23 protein-coding genes are annotated in these 20005 nt (G+C 68.1%); 13 read left to right on the top strand and 10 right to left on the bottom strand.

Annotation, left to right across the window (positions count from 1 at the left end):
• Positions 1 to 9: 9 nt before the first annotated feature.
• The 3 genes from QH276_RS03895 to QH276_RS03905 are packed head-to-tail and all read left to right on the top strand — an operon-like array spanning position 10 to position 2462.
• A complete protein-coding gene (locus tag QH276_RS03895; protein ID WP_280399217.1) occupies positions 10 to 486 on the top strand; it encodes a hypothetical protein in 477 nt (158 codons plus the stop codon).
• Positions 487 to 525: 39 nt separating this feature from the next.
• Complete coding sequence (locus QH276_RS03900) at positions 526 to 1689, top strand: hypothetical protein (protein ID WP_280399216.1); 1164 nt, start codon at positions 526 to 528, stop codon at positions 1687 to 1689.
• The gene (locus QH276_RS03905; RefSeq protein ID WP_280399215.1) at positions 1689 to 2462 is read left to right on the top strand and encodes an ESX secretion-associated protein EspG; all 774 of its coding nucleotides are present in this window, start codon (positions 1689 to 1691) and stop codon (positions 2460 to 2462) included. Before QH276_RS03900 ends, QH276_RS03905 begins: the two co-directional genes overlap by 1 nt.
• Before the next feature lie 51 nt (positions 2463 to 2513).
• Here the strand turns inward: QH276_RS03905 and QH276_RS03910 are convergent, their stop codons facing one another.
• From QH276_RS03910 to QH276_RS03920, 3 genes are all read right to left on the bottom strand, one after another.
• A complete protein-coding gene (locus tag QH276_RS03910) occupies positions 2514 to 2948 on the bottom strand; it encodes an acyl-CoA thioesterase (RefSeq protein ID WP_280399214.1) in 435 nt (144 codons plus the stop codon).
• Between the two features lie 83 nt (positions 2949 to 3031).
• A complete protein-coding gene (locus tag QH276_RS03915) occupies positions 3032 to 3982 on the bottom strand; it encodes an AraC family transcriptional regulator (RefSeq protein ID WP_280399213.1) in 951 nt (316 codons plus the stop codon).
• Between the two features lie 105 nt (positions 3983 to 4087).
• On the bottom strand, positions 4088 to 4669 hold the full coding sequence (locus QH276_RS03920; protein WP_280399212.1) for a TetR/AcrR family transcriptional regulator: 582 nt from the start codon (positions 4667 to 4669) through the stop codon (positions 4088 to 4090).
• A 146-nt stretch (positions 4670 to 4815) separates the two neighbouring features.
• On the opposite strand from QH276_RS03920, the gene QH276_RS03925 reads away from it, so the two are divergent.
• Complete coding sequence (locus QH276_RS03925) at positions 4816 to 6315, top strand: MFS transporter (protein ID WP_280399211.1); 1500 nt, start codon at positions 4816 to 4818, stop codon at positions 6313 to 6315.
• Between the two features lie 130 nt (positions 6316 to 6445).
• Here the strand turns inward: QH276_RS03925 and QH276_RS03930 are convergent, their stop codons facing one another.
• From QH276_RS03930 to QH276_RS03945, 4 genes are all read right to left on the bottom strand, one after another.
• A complete protein-coding gene (locus tag QH276_RS03930; protein WP_280399210.1) occupies positions 6446 to 7759 on the bottom strand; it encodes a DUF5925 domain-containing protein in 1314 nt (437 codons plus the stop codon).
• 115 nt (positions 7760 to 7874) lie between these two features.
• On the bottom strand, positions 7875 to 9293 hold the full coding sequence (locus QH276_RS03935; protein WP_280399209.1) for an NAD(P)(+) transhydrogenase (Re/Si-specific) subunit beta: 1419 nt from the start codon (positions 9291 to 9293) through the stop codon (positions 7875 to 7877).
• A gap of 3 nt (positions 9294 to 9296) precedes the next feature.
• A complete protein-coding gene (locus QH276_RS03940) occupies positions 9297 to 9617 on the bottom strand; it encodes an NAD(P) transhydrogenase subunit alpha (RefSeq protein WP_033244390.1) in 321 nt (106 codons plus the stop codon).
• Complete coding sequence (locus tag QH276_RS03945; protein ID WP_280399208.1) at positions 9617 to 10750, bottom strand: Re/Si-specific NAD(P)(+) transhydrogenase subunit alpha; 1134 nt, start codon at positions 10748 to 10750, stop codon at positions 9617 to 9619. Before QH276_RS03945 ends, QH276_RS03940 begins: the two co-directional genes overlap by 1 nt.
• Positions 10751 to 11028: 278 nt before the next feature.
• Here QH276_RS03945 and QH276_RS03950 point away from each other — a divergent pair, with 278 nt between their 5' ends.
• Genes QH276_RS03950 through QH276_RS03960 form a run of 3 tightly spaced genes read left to right on the top strand, consistent with a single transcriptional unit; the run spans position 11029 to position 13021 of the window.
• Complete coding sequence (locus QH276_RS03950; RefSeq protein WP_280399207.1) at positions 11029 to 11487, top strand: HIT family protein; 459 nt, start codon at positions 11029 to 11031, stop codon at positions 11485 to 11487.
• Between the two features lie 56 nt (positions 11488 to 11543).
• Complete coding sequence (locus QH276_RS03955; protein WP_280399206.1) at positions 11544 to 12380, top strand: maleylpyruvate isomerase family mycothiol-dependent enzyme; 837 nt, start codon at positions 11544 to 11546, stop codon at positions 12378 to 12380.
• Positions 12380 to 13021, top strand: coding sequence for a Type 1 glutamine amidotransferase-like domain-containing protein (locus QH276_RS03960; protein WP_280399205.1), 642 nt, complete (start codon positions 12380 to 12382; stop codon positions 13019 to 13021). Before QH276_RS03955 ends, QH276_RS03960 begins: the two co-directional genes overlap by 1 nt.
• Positions 13022 to 13079: 58 nt before the next feature.
• On the opposite strand, the gene QH276_RS03965 is transcribed toward QH276_RS03960, so the two are convergent.
• A complete protein-coding gene (locus tag QH276_RS03965) occupies positions 13080 to 13667 on the bottom strand; it encodes a TetR family transcriptional regulator (protein ID WP_280399204.1) in 588 nt (195 codons plus the stop codon).
• 70 nt (positions 13668 to 13737) lie between these two features.
• Between QH276_RS03965 and QH276_RS03970 the strand changes: the two genes are divergently transcribed.
• The gene (locus QH276_RS03970) at positions 13738 to 14619 is read left to right on the top strand and encodes an SDR family NAD(P)-dependent oxidoreductase (RefSeq protein ID WP_280399203.1); all 882 of its coding nucleotides are present in this window, start codon (positions 13738 to 13740) and stop codon (positions 14617 to 14619) included.
• 50 nt (positions 14620 to 14669) lie between these two features.
• Here the strand turns inward: QH276_RS03970 and QH276_RS03975 are convergent, their stop codons facing one another.
• The gene (locus tag QH276_RS03975) at positions 14670 to 15143 is read right to left on the bottom strand and encodes a GtrA family protein (protein WP_280399202.1); all 474 of its coding nucleotides are present in this window, start codon (positions 15141 to 15143) and stop codon (positions 14670 to 14672) included.
• A 170-nt stretch (positions 15144 to 15313) separates the two neighbouring features.
• Here QH276_RS03975 and QH276_RS03980 point away from each other — a divergent pair, with 170 nt between their 5' ends.
• The 4 genes from QH276_RS03980 (at position 15314) to QH276_RS03995 (ending at position 18696) form a co-directional block, all read left to right on the top strand.
• Complete coding sequence (locus QH276_RS03980; protein WP_280399201.1) at positions 15314 to 16279, top strand: NAD(P)/FAD-dependent oxidoreductase; 966 nt, start codon at positions 15314 to 15316, stop codon at positions 16277 to 16279.
• A gap of 141 nt (positions 16280 to 16420) precedes the next feature.
• The gene (locus QH276_RS03985; RefSeq protein WP_280399200.1) at positions 16421 to 16804 is read left to right on the top strand and encodes a peptidase inhibitor family I36 protein; all 384 of its coding nucleotides are present in this window, start codon (positions 16421 to 16423) and stop codon (positions 16802 to 16804) included.
• Between the two features lie 99 nt (positions 16805 to 16903).
• A complete protein-coding gene (locus QH276_RS03990; RefSeq protein ID WP_280399199.1) occupies positions 16904 to 18262 on the top strand; it encodes an FAD-binding oxidoreductase in 1359 nt (452 codons plus the stop codon).
• Positions 18263 to 18408: 146 nt separating this feature from the next.
• Positions 18409 to 18696, top strand: coding sequence for a GNAT family N-acetyltransferase (locus tag QH276_RS03995; RefSeq protein ID WP_280399234.1), 288 nt, complete (start codon positions 18409 to 18411; stop codon positions 18694 to 18696).
• A gap of 43 nt (positions 18697 to 18739) precedes the next feature.
• On the opposite strand, the gene cutA is transcribed toward QH276_RS03995, so the two are convergent.
• Positions 18740 to 19066, bottom strand: a complete 327-nt coding sequence (cutA, locus tag QH276_RS04000) for a divalent-cation tolerance protein CutA (protein ID WP_280399198.1) — start codon at positions 19064 to 19066, stop codon at positions 18740 to 18742.
• 216 nt (positions 19067 to 19282) lie between these two features.
• On the opposite strand from cutA, the gene QH276_RS04005 reads away from it, so the two are divergent.
• Positions 19283 to 19999 carry a hypothetical protein gene (locus QH276_RS04005; protein WP_280399197.1) on the top strand — a complete coding sequence of 239 codons (717 nt, stop codon included), beginning with the start codon at positions 19283 to 19285 and terminating at the stop codon, positions 19997 to 19999.
• The last annotated feature ends 6 nt before the right edge of the window (positions 20000 to 20005 follow it).

The following is a 20005-nucleotide window of genomic DNA, read 5'->3' on the forward strand; positions in this document are numbered from 1 at the left end:
GGGGAACAGATGACCGACGACAATTCCGGCGAACGCCCACTGAAGAACCTGATAACCGAAGCCCAAGAGGGCCGTATGAGCGTGACGCTGAAGCCGGAAGAGTTCGTGAACATCGACCGGGATTGCATACGCTTTCTCGATCTGATCGACGCTATGCGACGGAAGGCCGAGGCCATCGGTGACACCGAGCCGAAAAACTGGGGATTGGGCGCCGATAACCCCCTGCTCACCTCGGCACAAACACTGGTCGCCCGCTTTCGCGAGAAGGGTAAGAACGCTCCCGACAAGAACGACGTGTACTCGATCCTCGAGGAGAACTACAAGATCATCGAGGACATCCAAACCGTCCACAAGATCATCTTGGACCGCTATATGCAGGCCGATACCGCCTTCGCCGACGCCGTCCGTCAGTACGAGGGCAGCCTCGGCGCTCCTGCACCGATCGAGGGTAAACCGCGCCAGCCCGGCGTCACCGCCTACCTGTAACCACAGCTCGACCAGCACGACCGTTCGGGGGGAAGCACCGTGACCGATTACGAACCACCGCGTATCACCGGAGGCGGTGAACGTCCGCGCAGCCTGGTCCACAAAGATATTTACGCCGCATTCCAGACGACTCTGCCGGCCGAAGCCCAGAAACTGTCCGAGAGCTACCGGCAGTTGTCCTGGGATTGGGGTGCGGGGTTGCAGGTGTTCTCCACCAGTATCAAACGGTCGGTGGCCGCGGCATGGGAGGGCGAGGCCGCCACCGCTTTCCTCGATTCGATTCGCCGCTACGTCGAGCATGCCGCCACGTTCGAACTCGAATTGCTCGATCTCGCCAATCGGGTCGGCGCCGCCGCTGCCGCGATCGAAGCCACCAAACACGAACTGCCGGAGCCGCTCGAGGAAAAACATCCTCTGCATCCTGATTCGTGGCCGATCGTGGGCACCAACCGCGATCCCATGATCGAGCAGCGGCAGGAAGACGCCCAGGCGATCATGGAGACCAAATACGTCAAGCCGTTCGTCGCGGAGCTGGACCCCAAGATCCCGGTGCTGACCAACCCGGTCGATCCGACTACGCCCCTCGATATCGACGAACCGACCTCGGGGAAGCCGGTGGGACCGGGCGTTCAGCAGAATTCGAACGCCGACAACGGAACCGGAGACCCGAGTGGCCCCGGCGCGACCGATACCGAAGAACCGGGTACCGAAGAACAGACATCCGAGGATCCCGGCACCGAGAACGGCACCGAACAGGAATCTCCCTCGAGTCCCGAACAGGCACAATCGCCCACCGGCACCGAACCGGTCGATACCGGCACCCCCGCATCGACCACCCCGGCTGCCACCACCCCCGCCGGCGTGCCCGGCCCGGGTTCACCGGGTTCTCCGGCAGGCACGCCCGGCCCGGGAACGCCGGACACTCCGGGCCCCGGCCGCACCGTCCCCGGCACACCCGGTGGTGCGGCACCCGCGGTCGCGGCCACCGCGTCCTCGGCCACCGCCGCCGGAAGTCCGCGTGGTATGGCCGGGATGCCCATGGGTGCCGCCGGGCGCGGTGGCCAGCAGGAGCAGGACGCCGAACGCAAAACCCCGGACTACCTGGTGACCATGGAGAACACCGAGGAACTTCTCGGGGAGTTGCCGAGAACGCTGCCGGGCGGGTTGATCGGCACGAATCCGGAACCGGAGGACAGCCGCTGATGGCCACGTGGACGATGGACCCGGAAACCTTCGCCGCACTGTGGTACAGCGACGCCAACGATCGCTTTCCCCCGCCGCTGAAATATTTGAGCCGTTTCCGCCACGAGGACGATTTCGCCCGCTTCCGCGAGCAGGTCCGCGCCGGTTACGACCGCGACGACCGGGAAGCGATCGCCTTCGCCCTGCACATCCTGTCGAATTCCCGGCTGCGGATCGAAATCCTCGGCTGCACGAACAAACACCGCGCCAGCACCGGCCCCGAGGACATCAAGGAATACCGGATCCTCGCCACCGCCGATCACCAGCGCTCGGTGATCGCCTTCCAGGGCGGCCGCGCCGACGAATACGGCGATATCACCCTCCACCTGCTGGCCCCGGATTCCCTGCCCGCGCAGCTGGTCCGCAACATCCCGGACTGCCGGCCGGGCCGCGAAGCGGCCGCAACCTTCCACCCGCACGACCTCGAATCGGACCGCGACGGCAACGCCCGGACAACCGCCGGCCGCAGCCCCCGCGAACAGTACGAGCGCTTACTCGGCCGCCGCGGCGACGGCTACGGTATCGCCCGCCTCTACCTCGGCCCCATCTACCACCGCCCCGGCCCGTTCCGCACGGTCCGCTGGTTCGACGTCACCGCCGACGGCCGCTACACCGAAACCCGCGGCAACCACGTCACCGTCCGCCCCACCACCCGTGACGACCTCACCGGCCGTTTCACCGCCTGGCTCGAGTCCGCGCAAACCCGGCTCCGCGAATCCGAACCGGCCTGGTAGGCGCCGCCGGCGAATCCGGCACCGAGCCGGGCATTCACCGGATCGGAGCCGCTACCGCTCGGTGGCGTCGGTGACCAGCGTCTGTGCGGCAGTTCGGATGACCTCGGGGATCTCGACCGGTTTCCGGGAGGTCTCGTCCACATACACGTGCACGAAACTGCCCGTCGCGGCCAGTTCCAGGTCCTCCCCCATCTCCCGGAAGATCGCCAGGTCGTAGGTGATGCTGGAGCGGCCCAGCCGGGCGATGCGCAGGCCCACCCGGAGCTTGTCGGGGAAGCTGAGTGAGGCGTGGAAGCGGCAGGAGGTTTCCGCGACGATGCCGATCGCGGGGAGCTCACGAATATCGGTGCCGGTCGCGTCCATGAGCCACGCGTTGACCGCGGTATCGAAGTACGCGTAGTAGGTCACGTTGTTCACGTGCCCGTAGTGGTCGTTATCGGCCCAGCGGGTGGGCACCGGCCAGAGCACCGGATACTGCGTCGTCACCCGGGCGACGATACCGGGTCGGTCGATCGGCAGTGCCGCGGAGACGACCCGGCCGGCCCCTCCGTGGTTTGCCGGCGCATGGATCAACCGGCCGAGGAGACCGCGGCCGAGCCGCTGGTCCGGTGTTCGCGCGGGCTCACGCCGAAGTGCCGTTTGAACGCGGTGCTCAACGCGAACGCACTCCCGTACCCGACCTGGCGGGCGATGGCCTCCACCGTGTGCTCGGTGCCCTGGAGTAGATCCGCGGCCAGGTCCAGGCGCCATTCGGTGAGAAAGGCCATGGGCGGTTCGCCGACCAGTTCGGTGAACCGGCGGGCCAGCGCGGCCCGCGAGGCACCGGCCTCCCGGGCCAGGTCGGTGACGGTCCAGGGGTGCGCGGGGTTGTGCTGAAGGAGTCGCAACGCCTTGCCGACCAGCGGGTCGCCGTAGGCGTGGTACCAGGGCGGGGCTTCGGCGCCGGAGAACCAGGTGCGCAGGGTCGCGATGAGCAGCAGGTCCAGCAAGCGATCCAGCACGACTCCCTGCGCGGGCAGGTCCTTGACGGTTTCGTCCGTCATCAGATCCAGCAACCGGTCGTCGGAACGATCCCGCGGCACCACCAGCATCGGCGGCAGGGCCCGCAGCAACCGCCGGCTCACCGCGCCGGCATATTCATAGGAACCGGTGACCAGCACCGTTTCGCCATCGGGGTCGTTACCCCATTGCCGCACACCGAGACTCATCGTCTCGCAGAGCACGTCGCCGTCCAGGGTCGTGGTGACCTGACCCGGGTTGATCAGGATCTGCGGTGCGGTCGCGGGATCGTCGGCCACGGTATAGGGCTGCGGGCCCCGGAACACCGCGACATCACCGGCCGCCATCCGGCGCTGCTCGCCCTCGGCGGTGAGCACCCACGCCCACCCCCGGATCACCGCCACCAACGTCAACGGGGAATCGTCCTGGATCCGCAGCGACCACGGCGGGCTCAGGGTCGAACGCAATACGAAGGCCCCGCGCGCCCGCGGGCCCTCGAGCAGCGCCGCCAATGCATCCACCCGGACAACCCTAATCCGCCGCCGGCCCGTGGGCTACGCGCTCGTCCGGGCGGATACGGCCGGACAGCCGTCCACCCACCTCCGGCAAGAACCGGGCCCGGTGCTTTATTGCAGCCCTCCGGCCGCTCCGCCCGGCGCTTGTGCGGGCAGGCCACGTAACAGCGCATCGAGAAAGAGATCGAACCGCGGCGCATCGGGGCCGAGATCATGGGCCGACTGCTGAACTCCCAACCACTGGGTGACCCCGATGCCGAATATGTACCAGCTCTGCGCCGCCATATCGGGTGACGCCCCGGCGAGGCGGAACGCCTCGATGACCTGGTGGCGTAATCGGCCGAAGGACTCCGGATTGTGCCGATGCGGCCGGGCGACGTGGAGGGCATAGCCGGGTACCGCGAGAAACTCGTCGTGCATCGCCCAGCCCAGGCGCGCCAGCCACTCCCGCCAGGTTTCGGGGGTAGGCGGTTCGGCCGGCAGGATGCGCTCGACCATCACCTCGCTGATGAGGTCGAAAAGCTCGTCGCGGTCGGCGACCCAGCGGTACAGCGCGGAGTGCGACACGTTCAGACGGGTCGCCAGCTCACGCATGGTGAGCGTGCCGAGATCGCCCTGCAGCGCCGCGGACACGATCAGATCGCGACTCAACCGCGCCGGGCGCCCGGTCCGTTTCACGCCTCCTGCTGCCATTGCCGGAAGCATAGTTCGCATACTTAGTGACCAATGGACACAAATCTGTTAGGGTGCCCTCAGCAGCTGCTGGACCATGACCGACCACCCACGCGCCGATCCCGGGCGAGCGCCCGGTTGCGCACCGAAAAGCAGGAGAAGGACCGATGTGGCTGCTCGCCGCGCAGACAAGTGGCGCACTATTCGTCGCGCGCTCGCTACGGGGGCGGGCGAACAGCAAACGAGGCGGCGCCCCCACCGCTCCCACCGACCCGGATGTCGTAACAGCCACGGGCGGCGGCAGGCTCGTCACACCTGTACTACTGCTCGCCTCGCTCGGTGTGGCGATGGCTCAGACCATCGTGGTGTCGGCCCTGCCGGTGTTCGCTCGCGAACTCGGCGTTCCGGCGGCGGACGCGACGTGGTTACTGACCGTATTCATGCTGGCGGCGGGAATCGCGACGCCGATCGCCGGACGCCTCGGCGACGGCTACGGGTACCGGGTCGTACTGACGGCTTGCCTGGCGTGCCTTGTCGTGGGGAGCGTGGTCGCGGGCATCGCCGATCGGTGCGACTGGTTCGCAGGAGTCGTCGCAGGGCGTGTCCTGCAAGGCTTTTCGGGGGGCGCCTTCCCGGCCGCTTTCGGTCTGGCGCGACTCGCCGTGCCGCCCGGGCGGCTCAGTGGTGTAGTGGCCGCCCTGAGTTCGATGTTCGGGGTCGGCGGCGCCCTGGGCATGGTGGTCGCCGGGCCGCTGGCGGACGCGTTCGGTACTTCTTCGCTGTTCTGGCTGACCTCGGTGATCGCGGTGCTCGCACTCGTCGGCACCGTCGCGCAGCCGCGTGATCACGCGAAACGCCCGGCAGCCGAGACGCTCGACCTGGGCGGCGCGATACTGCTCTCCGGAGCGCTCGTCGCGCTGCTGCTGGCCATCAGCCAGGGCCGATCCTGGGGATGGGCCTCGGTGCCGACCCTCGGGCTGCTCATGGCCGCGGGAGTTTTCGGGATCTGCTTCGTCTCGGCTGAGCTGGCTTCCACGGAGCCGCTGCTCGATCTGCGACTGATCGGCAGCCGGGCACTTGCCGCCACCAATATCGCCACCGTGGTGATCAGTGTGGGCATGTTCGCCGCCGTCACGCTGATCCCGCAGTTCGTCCAGACCCCGCCGCGCGCCGGTTACGGATTCGGCGCCACCGCAGGGGAAACCGGGCTTTTCATGGTCCCGATGGCGGCATGCATGCTGATATCCGCACCGCTGACCGCGCGGATTTCCGCCCGGACCTCAGGTCGCACCACATTTCTTCTCGGAGCGCTGCTCGCCTGCGCCGCGCTCGCCGCACTCGGTGTCTTTCACCAGCAACCGTGGCATTTCTACACCGCCGGCGCGGTCCTCGGGACCGCATACGGATTCGCGTTCGCCTCGCTCGGCAACCTTGTGGTCGGCGCCGTACGCGCGGACCGGACCGGTGTGGCGACCGGTATCAATACGGTCCTGCGCACCATCGGCGGGGCCGTCGGCGCCCAGCTCGCCGTGGTCGTCGTCGCCGCGTCCGCCGGGCGCACCGGTCTGCCGGCCGCATCCGGATATACCGCCGCGTTTGCCGCCTCCGCGGCGATCGTCGCGCTCGCCGCGCTCGCGACGGCCGCCATACCGTCCGGGCAGCGCTGAAACGGCTGCCCGCACCACTCGAGCTCGGTTACGCCTCGGTGCAAGGCGGACCCCTGTGCCGTCCCTTCAAGGGAGGCCACGCGCACGACGGACCCTCTCGCGCACCGCACGGGCTGCGGCCTCGGACCAACTACAGATACATTCCGCCGTCGGTGTACTCGGTGTGCACGGCGATACTCTCGGCGCGGTCGCGGAGGGCGACGAGTTCGGCGAGGGTGGCGCCCCCGGCCGGGATATCGGCGGGGGTATCGCCCAGCCAGCACCGGGCCTCGGCCGGCGTGAGTTTGCCGATTTCCACCTGCGCCATGCACCGGCCGGGCCGGGTCACGGCGGGGTGCAGGCGAGACAGATCCTCGTTGGTGCTGATCGCTATCAGCACGTCGCGACCCTGGCCCAGCATCCCGTCGGTGAGGTTCAGCAGCCGGGAAAGGCCTTGTCCCGAGGAGGATTTGGCCTCGGCGTGGATCAGTTCGTCGCAATCCTCGAGGATCAGCAGGCGCCAGCGGTCGGATTCGTCGTCCTCGCCTTCGGCGCCCATCGCCGCGCGCATCAGGTAGCCGGGTTTGGCGAACAGCATCTCCGGGTCGAGTACGCAATCGGCCTGACACCACTGCGACCACGAGCGAGCCAGTGAGCGCAGGGCCGTTGTTTTGCCGGTGCCCGGTGGGCCGTGCAGCAGGAGCAACCGGCCTCGGATATCTTCCGGGCGCATGGCCATCAGGCGGTCCAGCGCGCCCGCCACGGGCGCACTGTAGTTACCGCGGATCTCCGGCCACTCGGGGGTGGTGACGGTGAGGGCGCGGCGGGTCGCCCCGCGGTCGCCCTGATGCCAGAAGCCCATTTTCACCGAGGTCGCATCGGTGGGCGCCGGTTCCTCGGCATCGAGGATCGACTCGGTGAGGATACGTTCGGCCAGCTCGTCACTGGTCGCGACCACTTCCAGCGTCGCGGATCGATCGGACCACCGATCGCTGCGCAGGGTCCAGCCGTCGCCGAGTACGAGAATCGACTGCGAATCGGATTCGACGACCGACCGGGAGATCTCCGCGCCCGGCGGACGCAGTAGCGCGTCCGGCCGTACCCGGCCCAGCTGCTTCTTGCGGTAGCACGGTTGCACACCGCGCCCGAAGAAGCTGAGGGTCAGCATGTCCATCAGGTCGCGCGGTGTGGAGTAGGAGTCGAGAACGGCCGACCACGGCAGTGCATCGGCGGGATCGGCGGCGGCGGGATCGAACTCGATCAGGCGAAGGGATTCATTACGTTCGGGCATCGCCGACAATGATCTGCCTGTCGGCGCGGCGGCGTCCAGCGGTTTTAGGAACGCAGGGCCAGTTCGACCATCGGCCGTGCCGATATCCCGGCCCGTGGCCTCCTGGATGATGCCGCTCAGCTTCCGGTATGCCTTGGGATGCCGGATCCGGTAGCCGGCCGGCACCGCGGTCATTTCGCAGGCTCCACCGGACGTCCGCCATGTGCCGACGGCAACAGCACAGCGGCCCCGGTGCGGGATTCGGTATCGCACCGAACCCCGCACCGGGGCCGAACAGTGAACCGCGTGGTTACAGCGCTTTGAGTTCCTCGGTGACCGCACCCACCGACTTCTTCGCGTCACCGAACAGCATGGCTGTGTGGTCGGCGTAGAAGAGCGGGTTGTCGATACCGGCGAAACCGCTGTTCATCGAGCGCTTCAGCACGATCACCGATTTCGCCTGGTCGACGTTGAGGACCGGCATCCCGTAGATCGGGCTGGACGAATCCTCGCGGGCGGCCGGGTTGGTGACATCGTTGGCGCCGATCACCAGGGCGACATCGGTGCGGCCGAATTCGCCGTTGATATCGTCCATTTCCTTCATGGCGTCATAGGACACCTCGGCCTCGGCCAGCAGCACATTCATATGCCCGGGCATCCGGCCGGCGACCGGGTGGATGGCGTATTTGACCTCCACCCCCTTGGCTTCCAGCAGCCCGGCCATTTCCTTCACGGCGTGCTGGGCCTGGGCGACGGCCATACCGTAGCCGGGCACCACGATCACCTGGTTGGCATACGCCATCTGGATCGCGGCGTCGGCAGCGGAGGTCGCCTTGGCCTGTTTCTGTTCGCCGCCGCCGGCCCCGGCGACAGCGCCGCCACCACCGAATCCACCGGCGACGATGGCCGGGATGGACCGGTTCATGGCCTTGGCCATCAGGTTGGTGAGGATGGTGCCGGACGCGCCGACGATCATGCCCGCCACGATCATGGCGGTGTTGTTCAGCGCGAGACCGGCGGCCGCGGCCGAGAGCCCGGTGAGGGCGTTGAGCAGCGAGATCACCACCGGCATATCGGCGCCGCCGATCGGCAGCACCACCATCAGGCCGAGCACACCGGCGGCCACCAGCAGCCCGATCATCCACCACTGCGTGACCCCGCCGTCGGACGCGCCGAGGCCGATGACCACGGCGGCGGCGATGGCGGCTATCAGCAACAGCAGGTTCACCGGCTGCTGCAGTTTCCCGAGCCCGATGGGTTTGCCGGGCAGGATCTCCTGCAGTTTGCCGAACGCGATGAGCGAACCCCAGAAGGAGATCGAGCCGATGATCGCGGCGAACAACGACCCGACGATGATGTGCACCGTCGGTTCCTCACCGTGATGGAAGGTGGAGAACCCGGTGGTGTCGATGAATTCGGCCCACGCGATCAACGCGACCGTACCGCCGCCCACACCGTTGAACGCTGCCACCAGCTGCGGCATCGCGGTCATCTTCGTGTAGCGGGCGGGCGGCACACCGAGCAGCACACCGACCACGAGACCGGCGACGATGATGATCCAGTTGTTCGTATCGCGCACCGCGATGAGCGTCGCGATCACCGCGATCGCCATACCGGCCGCGGCGATCCAGTTGCCCCGGACCGCGGTCTTCGGGCCGGTCAGCCCCATCAGGCCGTAGATGAAGAGGGCGAAGGACAGGATGTAGAGGATATCGACAAGATTGTCCATGGCTTACTGACCTGCCTTCTCGGCACCCGCGCCGGGCTTCTTACCTTTGAACATGCCCAGCATCCGGTCGGTCACCACGAAACCGCCGATCACATTCAGGGTTCCGAACACCAGGGCCACGAACAGGATGATCTGCACCCCGATCGAGGGGTCCTCCATCCGGCCCAGGGTGACCAGCGCACCCAGCACCACGATGCCGTGGATGGCGTTGGTACCCGACATCAGCGGGGTGTGCAGGGTATTGGGGACCTTGGAGATCACCGCGAAACCCACGAACCCGGAGAGCACCAGGATGGCGATATTCGCCAGCAGCTCGCTGTACATCATTCGGCTTTCGTTGTCGGTTCGGCGTCACGGGTGACGCAGGAATCGGCCAGCACCTGATCGGAGAAGTCCGGTTTCAGCGCACCGTCGGCGAGCATGAGCTCCAGCAGCGCGGCGATGTTCTTGGAGTAGAGCTCGCTGGCGTGCTCGGGCATGGTGGCCGGCAGGTTCAGCGGCGAGCAAATGGTCACCTCGTGCTTCACCACGGTTTCGCCGGGTTCGGTGAGTTCGCAGTTGCCGCCGGTCTCGCCGGCCAGGTCCACGATCACACTGCCCGGTTTCATCCCGGCGACCGCGGCGGCGGTCACCAGGCGCGGCGCGGGACGGCCCGGAACGAGGGCGGTCGTGATCACCACGTCGAAACCCTTGATGGCGTCTTCGAGGGCCTGCTGCTGTTTCGCCTTCTCCTCGTCGGTGAGTTCCCGGGCGTACCCGCCCTCACCGGCGGCGTCGATACCGAGATCGAGCCACTGGGCGCCGACCGAGCGCACCTGATCGGCGACCTCCGGCCGCACGTCGTAACCGGTGGTGCGGCCGCCGAGCCGCTTGGCCGTGGCCAGCGCCTGCAACCCCGCGACACCGACACCGAGCACCAGCACGGTCGCCGGTTTCACGGTCCCCGCCGCGGTGGTGAGCATCGGGAAGAAGCGGGTCGATTCCGAGGCGGCCAGCAGCACCGCCTTGTATCCGGCGACATTGGCCTGCGAGGACAGCGCGTCCATCACCTGCGCGCGCGAGATGCGCGGGATCGCTTCGACGGCGAACGCCTGCACCTGCTGTTTCTTCAGGGCGTCGATCTGATTGTCGGCATTGCGCGGCGCCAGGAATCCGATGAGCGTCTGCCCCGCGGACAGTTTCGCGACTTCGGCATCGGTCGGCGGGGCGACCTTCACGACCACATCGGCCGACCAGGCATCACCGATGGTGGCACCGGCCTCGGTGTAGGCGGTATCGGGAATGAGCGCGCCCAGGCCGGCACCGGCTTCGACCACGACCTCCACACCCTGTTTCACCAGGGCCGGAATGATCTTCGGTACCAGGGCGACCCGCCGCTCGCCCGCGGCGGTTTCGCGAACGACACCGACACGCGCCCCGCGCGGCGACGAATCGCTCACGGTCTGCGTTGTCTCCACTTGTCTGTTTCCCTCTCCTACTGTGTTCGGCCGCCCGATGACGGCGCCGGGCGGGGTGTCCGCGAACACCCCGCCCGAAAATCCTCGCCACCGTACAACGATGCGAGTGAGATTAGCTGAGATGCCCGTCACATCCACCTGGCGGGGGCCGTCGCCTTCACAGCGGTAAATGCAGATCAGGTGACATATCCGGATTACCGTGACGGCAGGTATGAAAAGTTTGCCAATCCTTCCCCGCTCACCCCACCCAGCTGGCTCTTGTGCAATATAGTCACGCTGTGAGCGAATGCGTTTTCTGCCGGATCGTGGCCGGTACCGCCCCGGCGCACCGGGTCTACGAGGACGACGCGGTGTGCGCCTTCCTCGATATCCGGCCGATCACCCGCGGGCACACTCTGGTGATCCCCAAACACCATGCGACCGACCTGTCCGAACTCGACGCCGACGCCGGGGCCGGGCTGTTCCGGATCGGGCATCGGATCGCGCTGGCGGCGCAGGGCCCGGCGTTCGCCGCCGACGGGGCCAACCTGCTGATCAACGACGGTAAGGCCGCGTTCCAGACGGTCGGCCACGTGCACCTGCACGTATTGCCCCGCAAGCACGGGGACAAGTTCCGTTTCGCCTCCGGACTGGTACTGCGCCGTTCGCACGAACCCGAGCGAGTCGCCGCCGCACTCCGCGACGGGCTCGCGGCCCTCGATCCCCCGGCCGCCGGAACCGATACCGATCCCGGCTGATAGGAACGGTTCACCGGCCCACCCGGATTCCGACCAGCCCACGGAAGGCCCTGCCCATGCACGATCTGCCCGACCGCCCCGAACTCGTCGCACTACTGTCCGAGCAGTTCGACGCCCTCGCCGATCTGGTCGCCGGTTTCGACGAGGACCGGTGGCGAACGCCGTCGCCGCTGCCGGGATGGACCGTCTTCGATGTGATCGGCCATATCATCGGCACCGAATCGCTGCTGCTGGGCGAGAAACCGCCGGCCCGCGACCCGCAGACACCCGATATCGACGTCAAGACGCTGCCGCATGTACGCAACGAGATCGGCGCGCTGAACGAGATCTGGCTACAGCGGCTGCGGTCCCGCACGGGCGGCGAACTGCTGCGCCTGTACCACGAGGTGATCGGCCGCCGCCGGAAAGCGCTGGCCGAGATGGACGATCAGGCCTGGCTGGCGCCCTCGCAATCGCCCGTCGGCGAAGTTCCCTACGCCCGGTTCATGCGGGTCCGGCTGTTCGACTGCTGGATGCACGAGCTCGATATCGCGGATGCGCTGGGCGAGCAGATCGACGAGGGCGGCGCGCGCGGCGAGGTGGCGTTCACCGAATTCGCGCAGTCGTTGCCCCGGGTGATCGCGAAACGCGGTAAGGCTCCCGCGGGCTCCCTGATCACCCTGCGGCTGACCGGGCCGCTCGCGCGCACACTGCATATCGAGGTCGGCGACCGGGCGAGCTATGTGACCGCCCCCGACCGGGCGGCCACGGCCACGCTGCAGCTGGATTCCGGACTGCTGGTGCGCCTCGGCGGTGGCCGGGTGGACCCCGAAACCGCGCTGGACCGCATCGACTTCGAGGGCGATGCGGAGCTGGGCCGGCAGCTGGCCCGCAACCTCGCGTTCACCATCTGATGCGGCTGTTCCTGGCCAGTTACCGGTTCGGCGCGCACTACGAGGTGTTCGCCGAACTGGCCGGTGGCCCCCGCCCGATCGCCGTGATCGCCAATGCCTGCGACGCCTGGCCGGATTCACGGGCGGCGGCGGTGACCAGCGAACTGGTACCGCTGCGCAAGCACGGGTTCATTCCGCAGGAAGTGGATCTGCGCGACTACACCGGGCGCCCCGGCGAATTGCGCCGGACACTGGCCGGGTTTCCCGCGGTATGGGTCCGCGGCGGCAACACCTTCGTGCTGCGGGCCCAGTTCGCGCGCAGTGGTGCGGATCGGGTCGTGCCGGAACTGCTCGCCGCGGATGCGTTCCTGTACGCGGGCTACAGCGCGGGCGCCTGCCTGCTCGGACCGCACCTGCGCGGACTCGAAACCTCCGACGATCCGGGAGAAGTCGCCCCGGCCTGCGGTATCGAGCCCATCTGGGAAGGCCTCGGGCTGATCGACCGACCGATAGTCCCCCACCTCGATTCCCCCACCGACCCCGAAGGCACGGGCAACGCGCTCGCCGCCCGCTTCCGCGCCGACGGCACCCCGCACTGGGCACTCACCGATGCCGATGTCGTCGTCCGAGACGGCGCCGAAACCCGCCTCTACACAGGCTGATCCGACCGGTACGGAGCGCCGGTCGGATGGACGTACTGCAGAAGTGACAGCAGCACGTTCATTCGGCGTTTCCCCGCACGCGTGCGAGTGCGAAACCCCGGTCCAGTAGCGCCGAGCGGTCGGCGGTGCCATCGGATCGCAGCCATGCGCTGGAGACGGTGTCGAGTACGGCGACGGCCGTATTCGTGAGCAGGTCGGCGGTGAACGAGTCGATACCGGCCCCCGGGCGTTGCCGCACGGCATCACTCACCCGTTGCCGCCATTCGGCTCGCCGCTGGTGTAGTCGCCCGGCCAGCGCCGGGGTCGCCTCGACGAGGCGCAGGACGGCCAGCACCTGCTCACCGGCATGGATCTCCTCCTGCCAGTTGCGCAGCACGTGCTGGAGCGAATCCCAGGGGTCCTCCCCCGCCGGCCGGGCCGCCAGCTCGGCGACCACTTTCTCACCGGTGGTATCGATACCGCCGAAAACCGCCTCCTCCTTCGAGGGGAAGTAGCGGAAGAAGCTGCGTTTGGTCATTCCGGCGGCACGAGCGATCTCGTCGACGGTCGTCGCCTCGAAGCCCTGACGCGCGAAAAGAGCGATGGCCACCTCGGTGAGTTCGGCTCGCACCGCTCGCCGGGTTCGTTCCCGGAGTCCTTCCGACATGCGCTCGAGTCTACTTTTCAACACCAGATGACTATAGTGACACCAAGTGACACAGGAAGGGATTGCCGCAATGACCCTCGAAGGAAAGACCGTGCTGATCACCGGGAGCACCGGCGGCATCGGCAAGGAAACCGCCCGGCGGCTGGCCGCCCTCGGCGCCCGCGTAATCCTCGTCGGCCGCGATGCGGAACGCGCCGGGACGGCGGTCGCGGAACTGCGCCGGACCAGCGGTAACACCGAGATCGAAGCGATCACCGCTGATCTGTCGCGTCTGCGCGACGTGCGCCACCTCGCCGAACAGGTCACTTCACGAGTCGACCGGCTCGACGTTCTGATCAACAACGCCGGAGCGACTCGAACCCGGCGAGAATTGACCGAGGACGGTATCGAGACCGTGTTCGCGGTCAATGTCGTGGCACCGTTCAGCCTCATGCACCGGCTGCTTCCCGCATTGCAAGCGGCGGACGCGGCCCGGATCGTCAACATCACGGGCGGGGTGCCGCGTGGCCGGATCGACCTCGGCAACCTGCAGGGCGAGAAAGCGTATGTGGGCCTGTCGTTCTACAACCAGACCAAACTGGCCCAGATGGCGATGAGCTACGCTTTCGCCGAACGCCTCGCCGATACGACAGTGTCGCTGAATGTCGCCTATCCGGGCCATGCCTACACCTCGATGAACAAGGACCTCACGGCAGGCGCGTATCCGCCGCTCGCCCGCCCGATCGTGCCACTGCTGCGCTTGGCGATGCCCGTGCTCTACGGCCACCGCGCGCTGATCGCCGCCACCCGGTCGAGCGTCTTCCTCGCTTCCTCCCCCGCGGCGCGGACCAGCCACGGAAGCTACTTCAACAGCCGGGCAGCCGTCACGCCGTGGCCGAAAGCCGTGCTGGACGAAACCACCCGTGGCACGATCTGGAACCTGTGCGAGAGGCTGCACAACACGCTGCAGTGAACCACACAAGACCCGTCCAGCAATCCGGAGCCATCGGTAACAAGCCGTGATCACTTGCGGCGGAACACGACCCAGCGCATGGCCGAGTACATGTACACCGCCTCGCACGCACCGGCCAGCAGCCGGGAGACGTGGTACTGGACGCCCAGCGCTGCGAGACCCGCTCCCACGCCGAGGATGAATGCCAGGTAGTTGATCACCACCACGACGGTGTAGATCACCGCTTGCCGGCCCGCCGGGGCGTGCGAGCGGAAGTTCAGGGTGCGGTTGAGGTAGAACGCCAGCGCGAACGCGCAGACGTAGCCGACCGTGACCGATAACCAGCCGGGCAGGCCGAGCCCGCTGCGCATCCCGGTCAGGATCAACAGGTCGACGCCGAAGGTGAAACTGTTGATCAGCGCGAAGCCGAGAAAGGTCGGCGGGACGATTCGGTCCAGCCCCCAGGGCAGTCGCGCGACCACCGCCTCGCACCAACGGGCGAACCGGCTCGCCCACGTCTCCGGGTTCGTCGCCAGTTCCTGCACGCGGTCAGGGTGGCAGGGGCAGGTGACGGGCAGGTGAGCACGGGGCAAACCGGGAGATCGCAGGTTCGAGCCGCCGAGGAAGACAACCGGCAGTCATTTTGTCGATTCGGCAAATTTACTTGCCGAAAGCGGCGCGGTTTCGGATAGTCGGTGTCGAGGAGGTGGTCACAGTGACCGAGCAACTGGAGAACGACTACGACGTGGTGGTGGCCGGCGGCGGCGCGGCCGGACTGAACGGGGCCCTGATGCTGGCCCGGTCCCGGCGGACGGTGGTGGTGATCGACGCGGGCGCACCCCGGAACGCCCCGGCCGAAGGGGTGCACGGCCTACTGGGCCACGACGGCCGGCCCCCGGCGGAATTGCTCGCCCGGGGCCGGGAGGAAGTGCGGCGCTACGGCGGGCAGGTGGTGTCCGGCGAGATCACCGCTGCCACCCGGACGGAGGACGGATTCACGATCGGCCTCGCCGACGGCCGCAGCGTCCGGGCCCGGCGCCTACTGGTGACCACCGGCCTGGTCGACGAGCTCCCGGATATCGCCGGCCTGCGGGAACGGTGGGGTCGCGATGTGGTGCACTGCCCGTACTGCCACGGCTGGGAGGTGCGCGATCGGGCGATCGGCGTGCTGAACACCGGCCCGATGTCGATGCACCAGGTGCAGTTGTTCCGCCAGCTCAGCGATGATGTTGTGTTCTTCACCCACGAGGGCCCGGAGCCGACCGCCGACGAAACCGAGCGGCTGCGGGCGCGCGGTATCCGAATCGTGCCAGGGAAGGTCGCCGCGCTCGAGACGGACGCCGATCGGATCACCGGGCTGCGTCTCGCCGACGGCACCGTGGTCACCCGGGAGGTTGTCGCGGTCGGAACGCGTATGGTCGCCCGGGCGGGTTTCCTGGCCGATCTCGAACTGCCCGCCGTGGAGCACCCGGCCGGCGTCGGCCGCTACATCCCGGCCGACGCCACCGGCCGCACCGAGGTACCCGGAGTGTGGGCGGCGGGCAATGTCACCGAACTCACCGCGCAGGTGGGCGCCGCCGCGGCGGCGGGTGCGATGGCCGGGGCGCAGATCAATGCCGACCTTGTCGAGGAGGAGGTCCGCGCGGCGGTGGCGGAGCTCGCCACCCATCCGGCCGGATAGTCCCCGCGCTCCGCGGACAGAACTCGCGCATTCGGGATAGTCACCACCCGCGCGGCCGCGTGATCATGACTGTGCTGATCGGAAAAGCAGCTCGGACCGGGCATTTCGGCTCCGTTCCGATCGTTTTGCGAAGGGACAATCATGTATTCACTCGCACTGCCGCGCCTCCGTGTTGCCGTCGCGGCGGCGGCCGTCCTCACGTTCGCCGGTTACGGGGCGGCCGTCTCCCCCGCGCCGGCCGCGGCGGCGTACAACTGCCCGGGCGGGCTGTTCTGCGGCTTCGACAGTCCCGGCGGAGAGAATATGTTCGTACAGGTCAACTCGGAATGCCTACTGCACGATATCGGCAGCGGAGGTAAAGGTGACCGGCTGACCTCGTACTGGAATCGCACCGGCAAAACCGTCGGCATCTACAACTGGACCGGGGTGCGGTGGCAACTCCTCGCCTCGGTACCCGACAACGGCCGGGGAAATATGCCCGCGGGCACGGACAACCAGACCGACGCGTTGAAGGTCTGCGATTAGCTCCCGCCTCCGCCGGCCGGTGGGTGGTGCGCCGCGGGTCGCATCACCCACACGGTGGTTCCCGGCGAACCAACCGCTCCCGGGCGCTACCGTGGCGACGTGGACCTGCGCGCATTGATCGACTCGCTGCCCGACGGCGCTGTGCTCACCGACCCCGATATCATCGCCGGGTATCGGCAGGACCGGGCCCTGGACCCCGGTGCCGGCACCCCGGCCGCTGTGGTCCGGGCCACCGGGACCACGGATGTGCGGGAAACCCTGCGCTGGGCCGATACGCACCGCGTTCCGGTGGTGCCGCGGGGCGCGGGATCGGGTCTCTCCGGTGGCGCCACCGCGCTGGACGGCGGCATCGTGCTGAGCACCGAGCGGATGCGCGATATCCGGATCGACCCGGTCACCCGGACGGCCGTGGTCCAGCCGGGGCTGCTCAACGCGGAGGTGAAACGGGCCGCCGCGGAGCACGGGCTGTGGTACCCGCCGGACCCGTCCTCGTTCGAGATCTGCTCGATCGGCGGTAACGCCGCCACCAACGCCGGTGGCCTGTGCTGTGTGAAATACGGTGTGACCACCGATTACATCCTCGGTATGGAGGTTGTGCTCGCCGACGGCAGCGTGGTGCGGCTGGGCGGTCCGCGGTTGAAGGATTCGGCCGGGTTGTCGCTGACCAAGATGTTCGTCGGCAGCGAGGGCACCCTCGGCGTGATCACCGAACTCACCCTGCGCCTGCTGCCCGCACAGCCCGCGCAGTGCACCGTGGTCGCCTCGTTCGGCACGCTCACCGCCGCCGTCGAGGCCATTCTCGCCATCACCGGGACCCTGCGGCCGGCCATGCTCGAGTTCATGGATTCCGTCGCGATCAACGCGGTGGAGGACGAGATGCGGATGGGGCTCGACCGCGGGGCCGCGGCACTGCTGGTCGCCCGGTCCGACGCCCCCGGGGAACACGCCGCGCAGGAAGCGCGGACGATGCTGGAGGCCTGCCGGGCCGCGGGTGCGACCGAGGTCTTCGAAACCGCCGACCCCGAGGAAGGCGAAGCCTTCACTGCGGCCCGCCGGTTCGCGATCCCGGCGGTCGAGCGACTCGGCCGGCTGCTGCTGGAGGATGTCGGAGTGCCGCTTCCGCGACTCGGTGACCTGGTCACCGGGGTTGCCGAAATCGCCCGGCGCAATGCGGTCACGGTATCGGTGATCGCGCATGCCGGCGACGGCAACACCCATCCGCTGATCGTCCACGACCCCGACGACCACGACGAAACCGCACGCGCGCATCGCGCCTTCGGCGAGATCATGGACCTGGCCATCACCCTCGGCGGCACCATCACGGGCGAGCACGGAGTCGGACGGTTGAAGAAGGCCTGGCTCCCCGATCAGCTCGGTCCCGACGTGATGGCGCTGACCCGCCGGATCAAGGACGCGCTCGACCCGAACGGCATCCTCAACCCCGGCGCGGTGCTCTGACGACCGGTCCGGACAAACCGTAGGTCAGCAGACACCGCCCGTCTCGTGCGTCATCGGGCCACGGACGCGGCGGACGATCCACGATGCACGCGCCCGCCCGCACCGTCTTCGGAACAAACCCGGTGCGGGCGGCCGTTCCATTGAAAGTGAGCACCGAACTCCGACACAATGCCGACGACACCCGCTTCGAGATCTATCTCGACGGCGCGCTGGCCGGCTATGCCGATTACGCGGAAACCGACAGTCCGAAGGTCCGCAACTTCCACCACACGATCACCTTCCCGGAATTCCGGGGACGCGGGGTGGCGGGGCAGGTGGTGAAGTACGCGCTCGACGAGACCCGGGCGGCGGGTTACTCGGTCCTCGCCACCTGCTGGTACGTGGACGAGTACATCGGTAAGCACCCGGAATACGCCGACCTGGTCCACCGCTGAGCGGCACCGGCCGACCGGGATATGCCCGGCGCCGGCCGGCCGATCAGCTCGCCGTCTCGGTCCGGATCCACTCCCCGTACGCGGGGTTGACCCCGACCACCGGCACCGCCACCACCTGCGGCACCTCATCGGGGTGCTCGGCGTTGGCGCGTTCGATGATCGCGGCGATATGCGACGCCTGGGTGTGCAGCACCACCACCGCTTCGGACGCGTCCTCCACCTCCCCCTCCCACCGGTAGATCGACCGGACTTCCGGGTGGATGTTCCCGCAGGCCGCCAGCCGGTCGTCCACCAGCCGGCGGGTGAACTCCACCAGCCATTCTTCGTCGGGCCCGCTGATGGTCACGTCCACAAGATCGATATCGCTCACCGGTACATGATCCACGAGGCCGTCCGATACCGCCGGGTGGACCCGGCTCACCGGGGTGCCGGGCCCGGAACGAGGCGCTCACCCTGGGCCGCGCTGCCGAGCCCCGGGTCGGCGACATCATCCATCGCCGATACGCTGACGTCCATGTCGGGAACAGTACCCAAGATGTCGTTTCCGACACTTCTTGCCGAGGCGGATCGGGCCTACTGTCCCCTTATGAACGGTCACATCTGTCCAGACCTCGGCGACCTACCACCGTTCCCGCGGCTGTGGGCCCGCTGGACGGTCATCGCGGCAGCGTTCGCTGCGGCGCGCCGACCGCGCGGACCGCGGATTCTGCCGTTGCTGGGCTGGTTCGACAACGGCTTCGGCGGCGGGGCCGTTGTGCATGTCCTGCCCGGTGGCCGGGCGGCGCTCTGGGGTGAGATCAGAACCGCCGACGCGCCGGGTGCGGTCGTAGCCCCATTCGGCTACCGGTGGGAGAACGACCGCTGGCACCAGGCCGAACCATTTGCCTGCGACCATCGGTCGGCGGCATTGCCGGATCTCTGGAGCACCGACGAAACCATCTACGGTGTCACGGCCGCTCTGGGCGGCGACGCCGAACAGCGCCGCGCGGCGGTGCGGGCGATACTGCATGCCGCAGAGGCCGGTAGCGTGCCGCGAACACTGATCACCGAGGCGTTCGGTGCTCCCGAATTCGATGCCGGATTCGCGACCAGCCAGTTCGCGATGGCCGGAATCCTCGCGGCCGGCCCCGCCGGATCGCCGCCCGCCTCGGCCCCCGGTGGTGATTCCCCCCGCACCTCGCTACCTGCCCCGTGGGGCTCGGCGAGACTGCCCGGACAGCATATGCCGACCATGCGTCGCACGGGCCCCGCGAGCCGCGTTCCCGCGCTGCACGGACCGATGCGCTACTGCCACCCCGGATAGTTCCGG

This window comes from Nocardia carnea, from assembly GCF_029869215.1.
Classification (GTDB): Bacteria; Actinomycetota; Actinomycetes; order Mycobacteriales; family Mycobacteriaceae; genus Nocardia; species Nocardia carnea_B.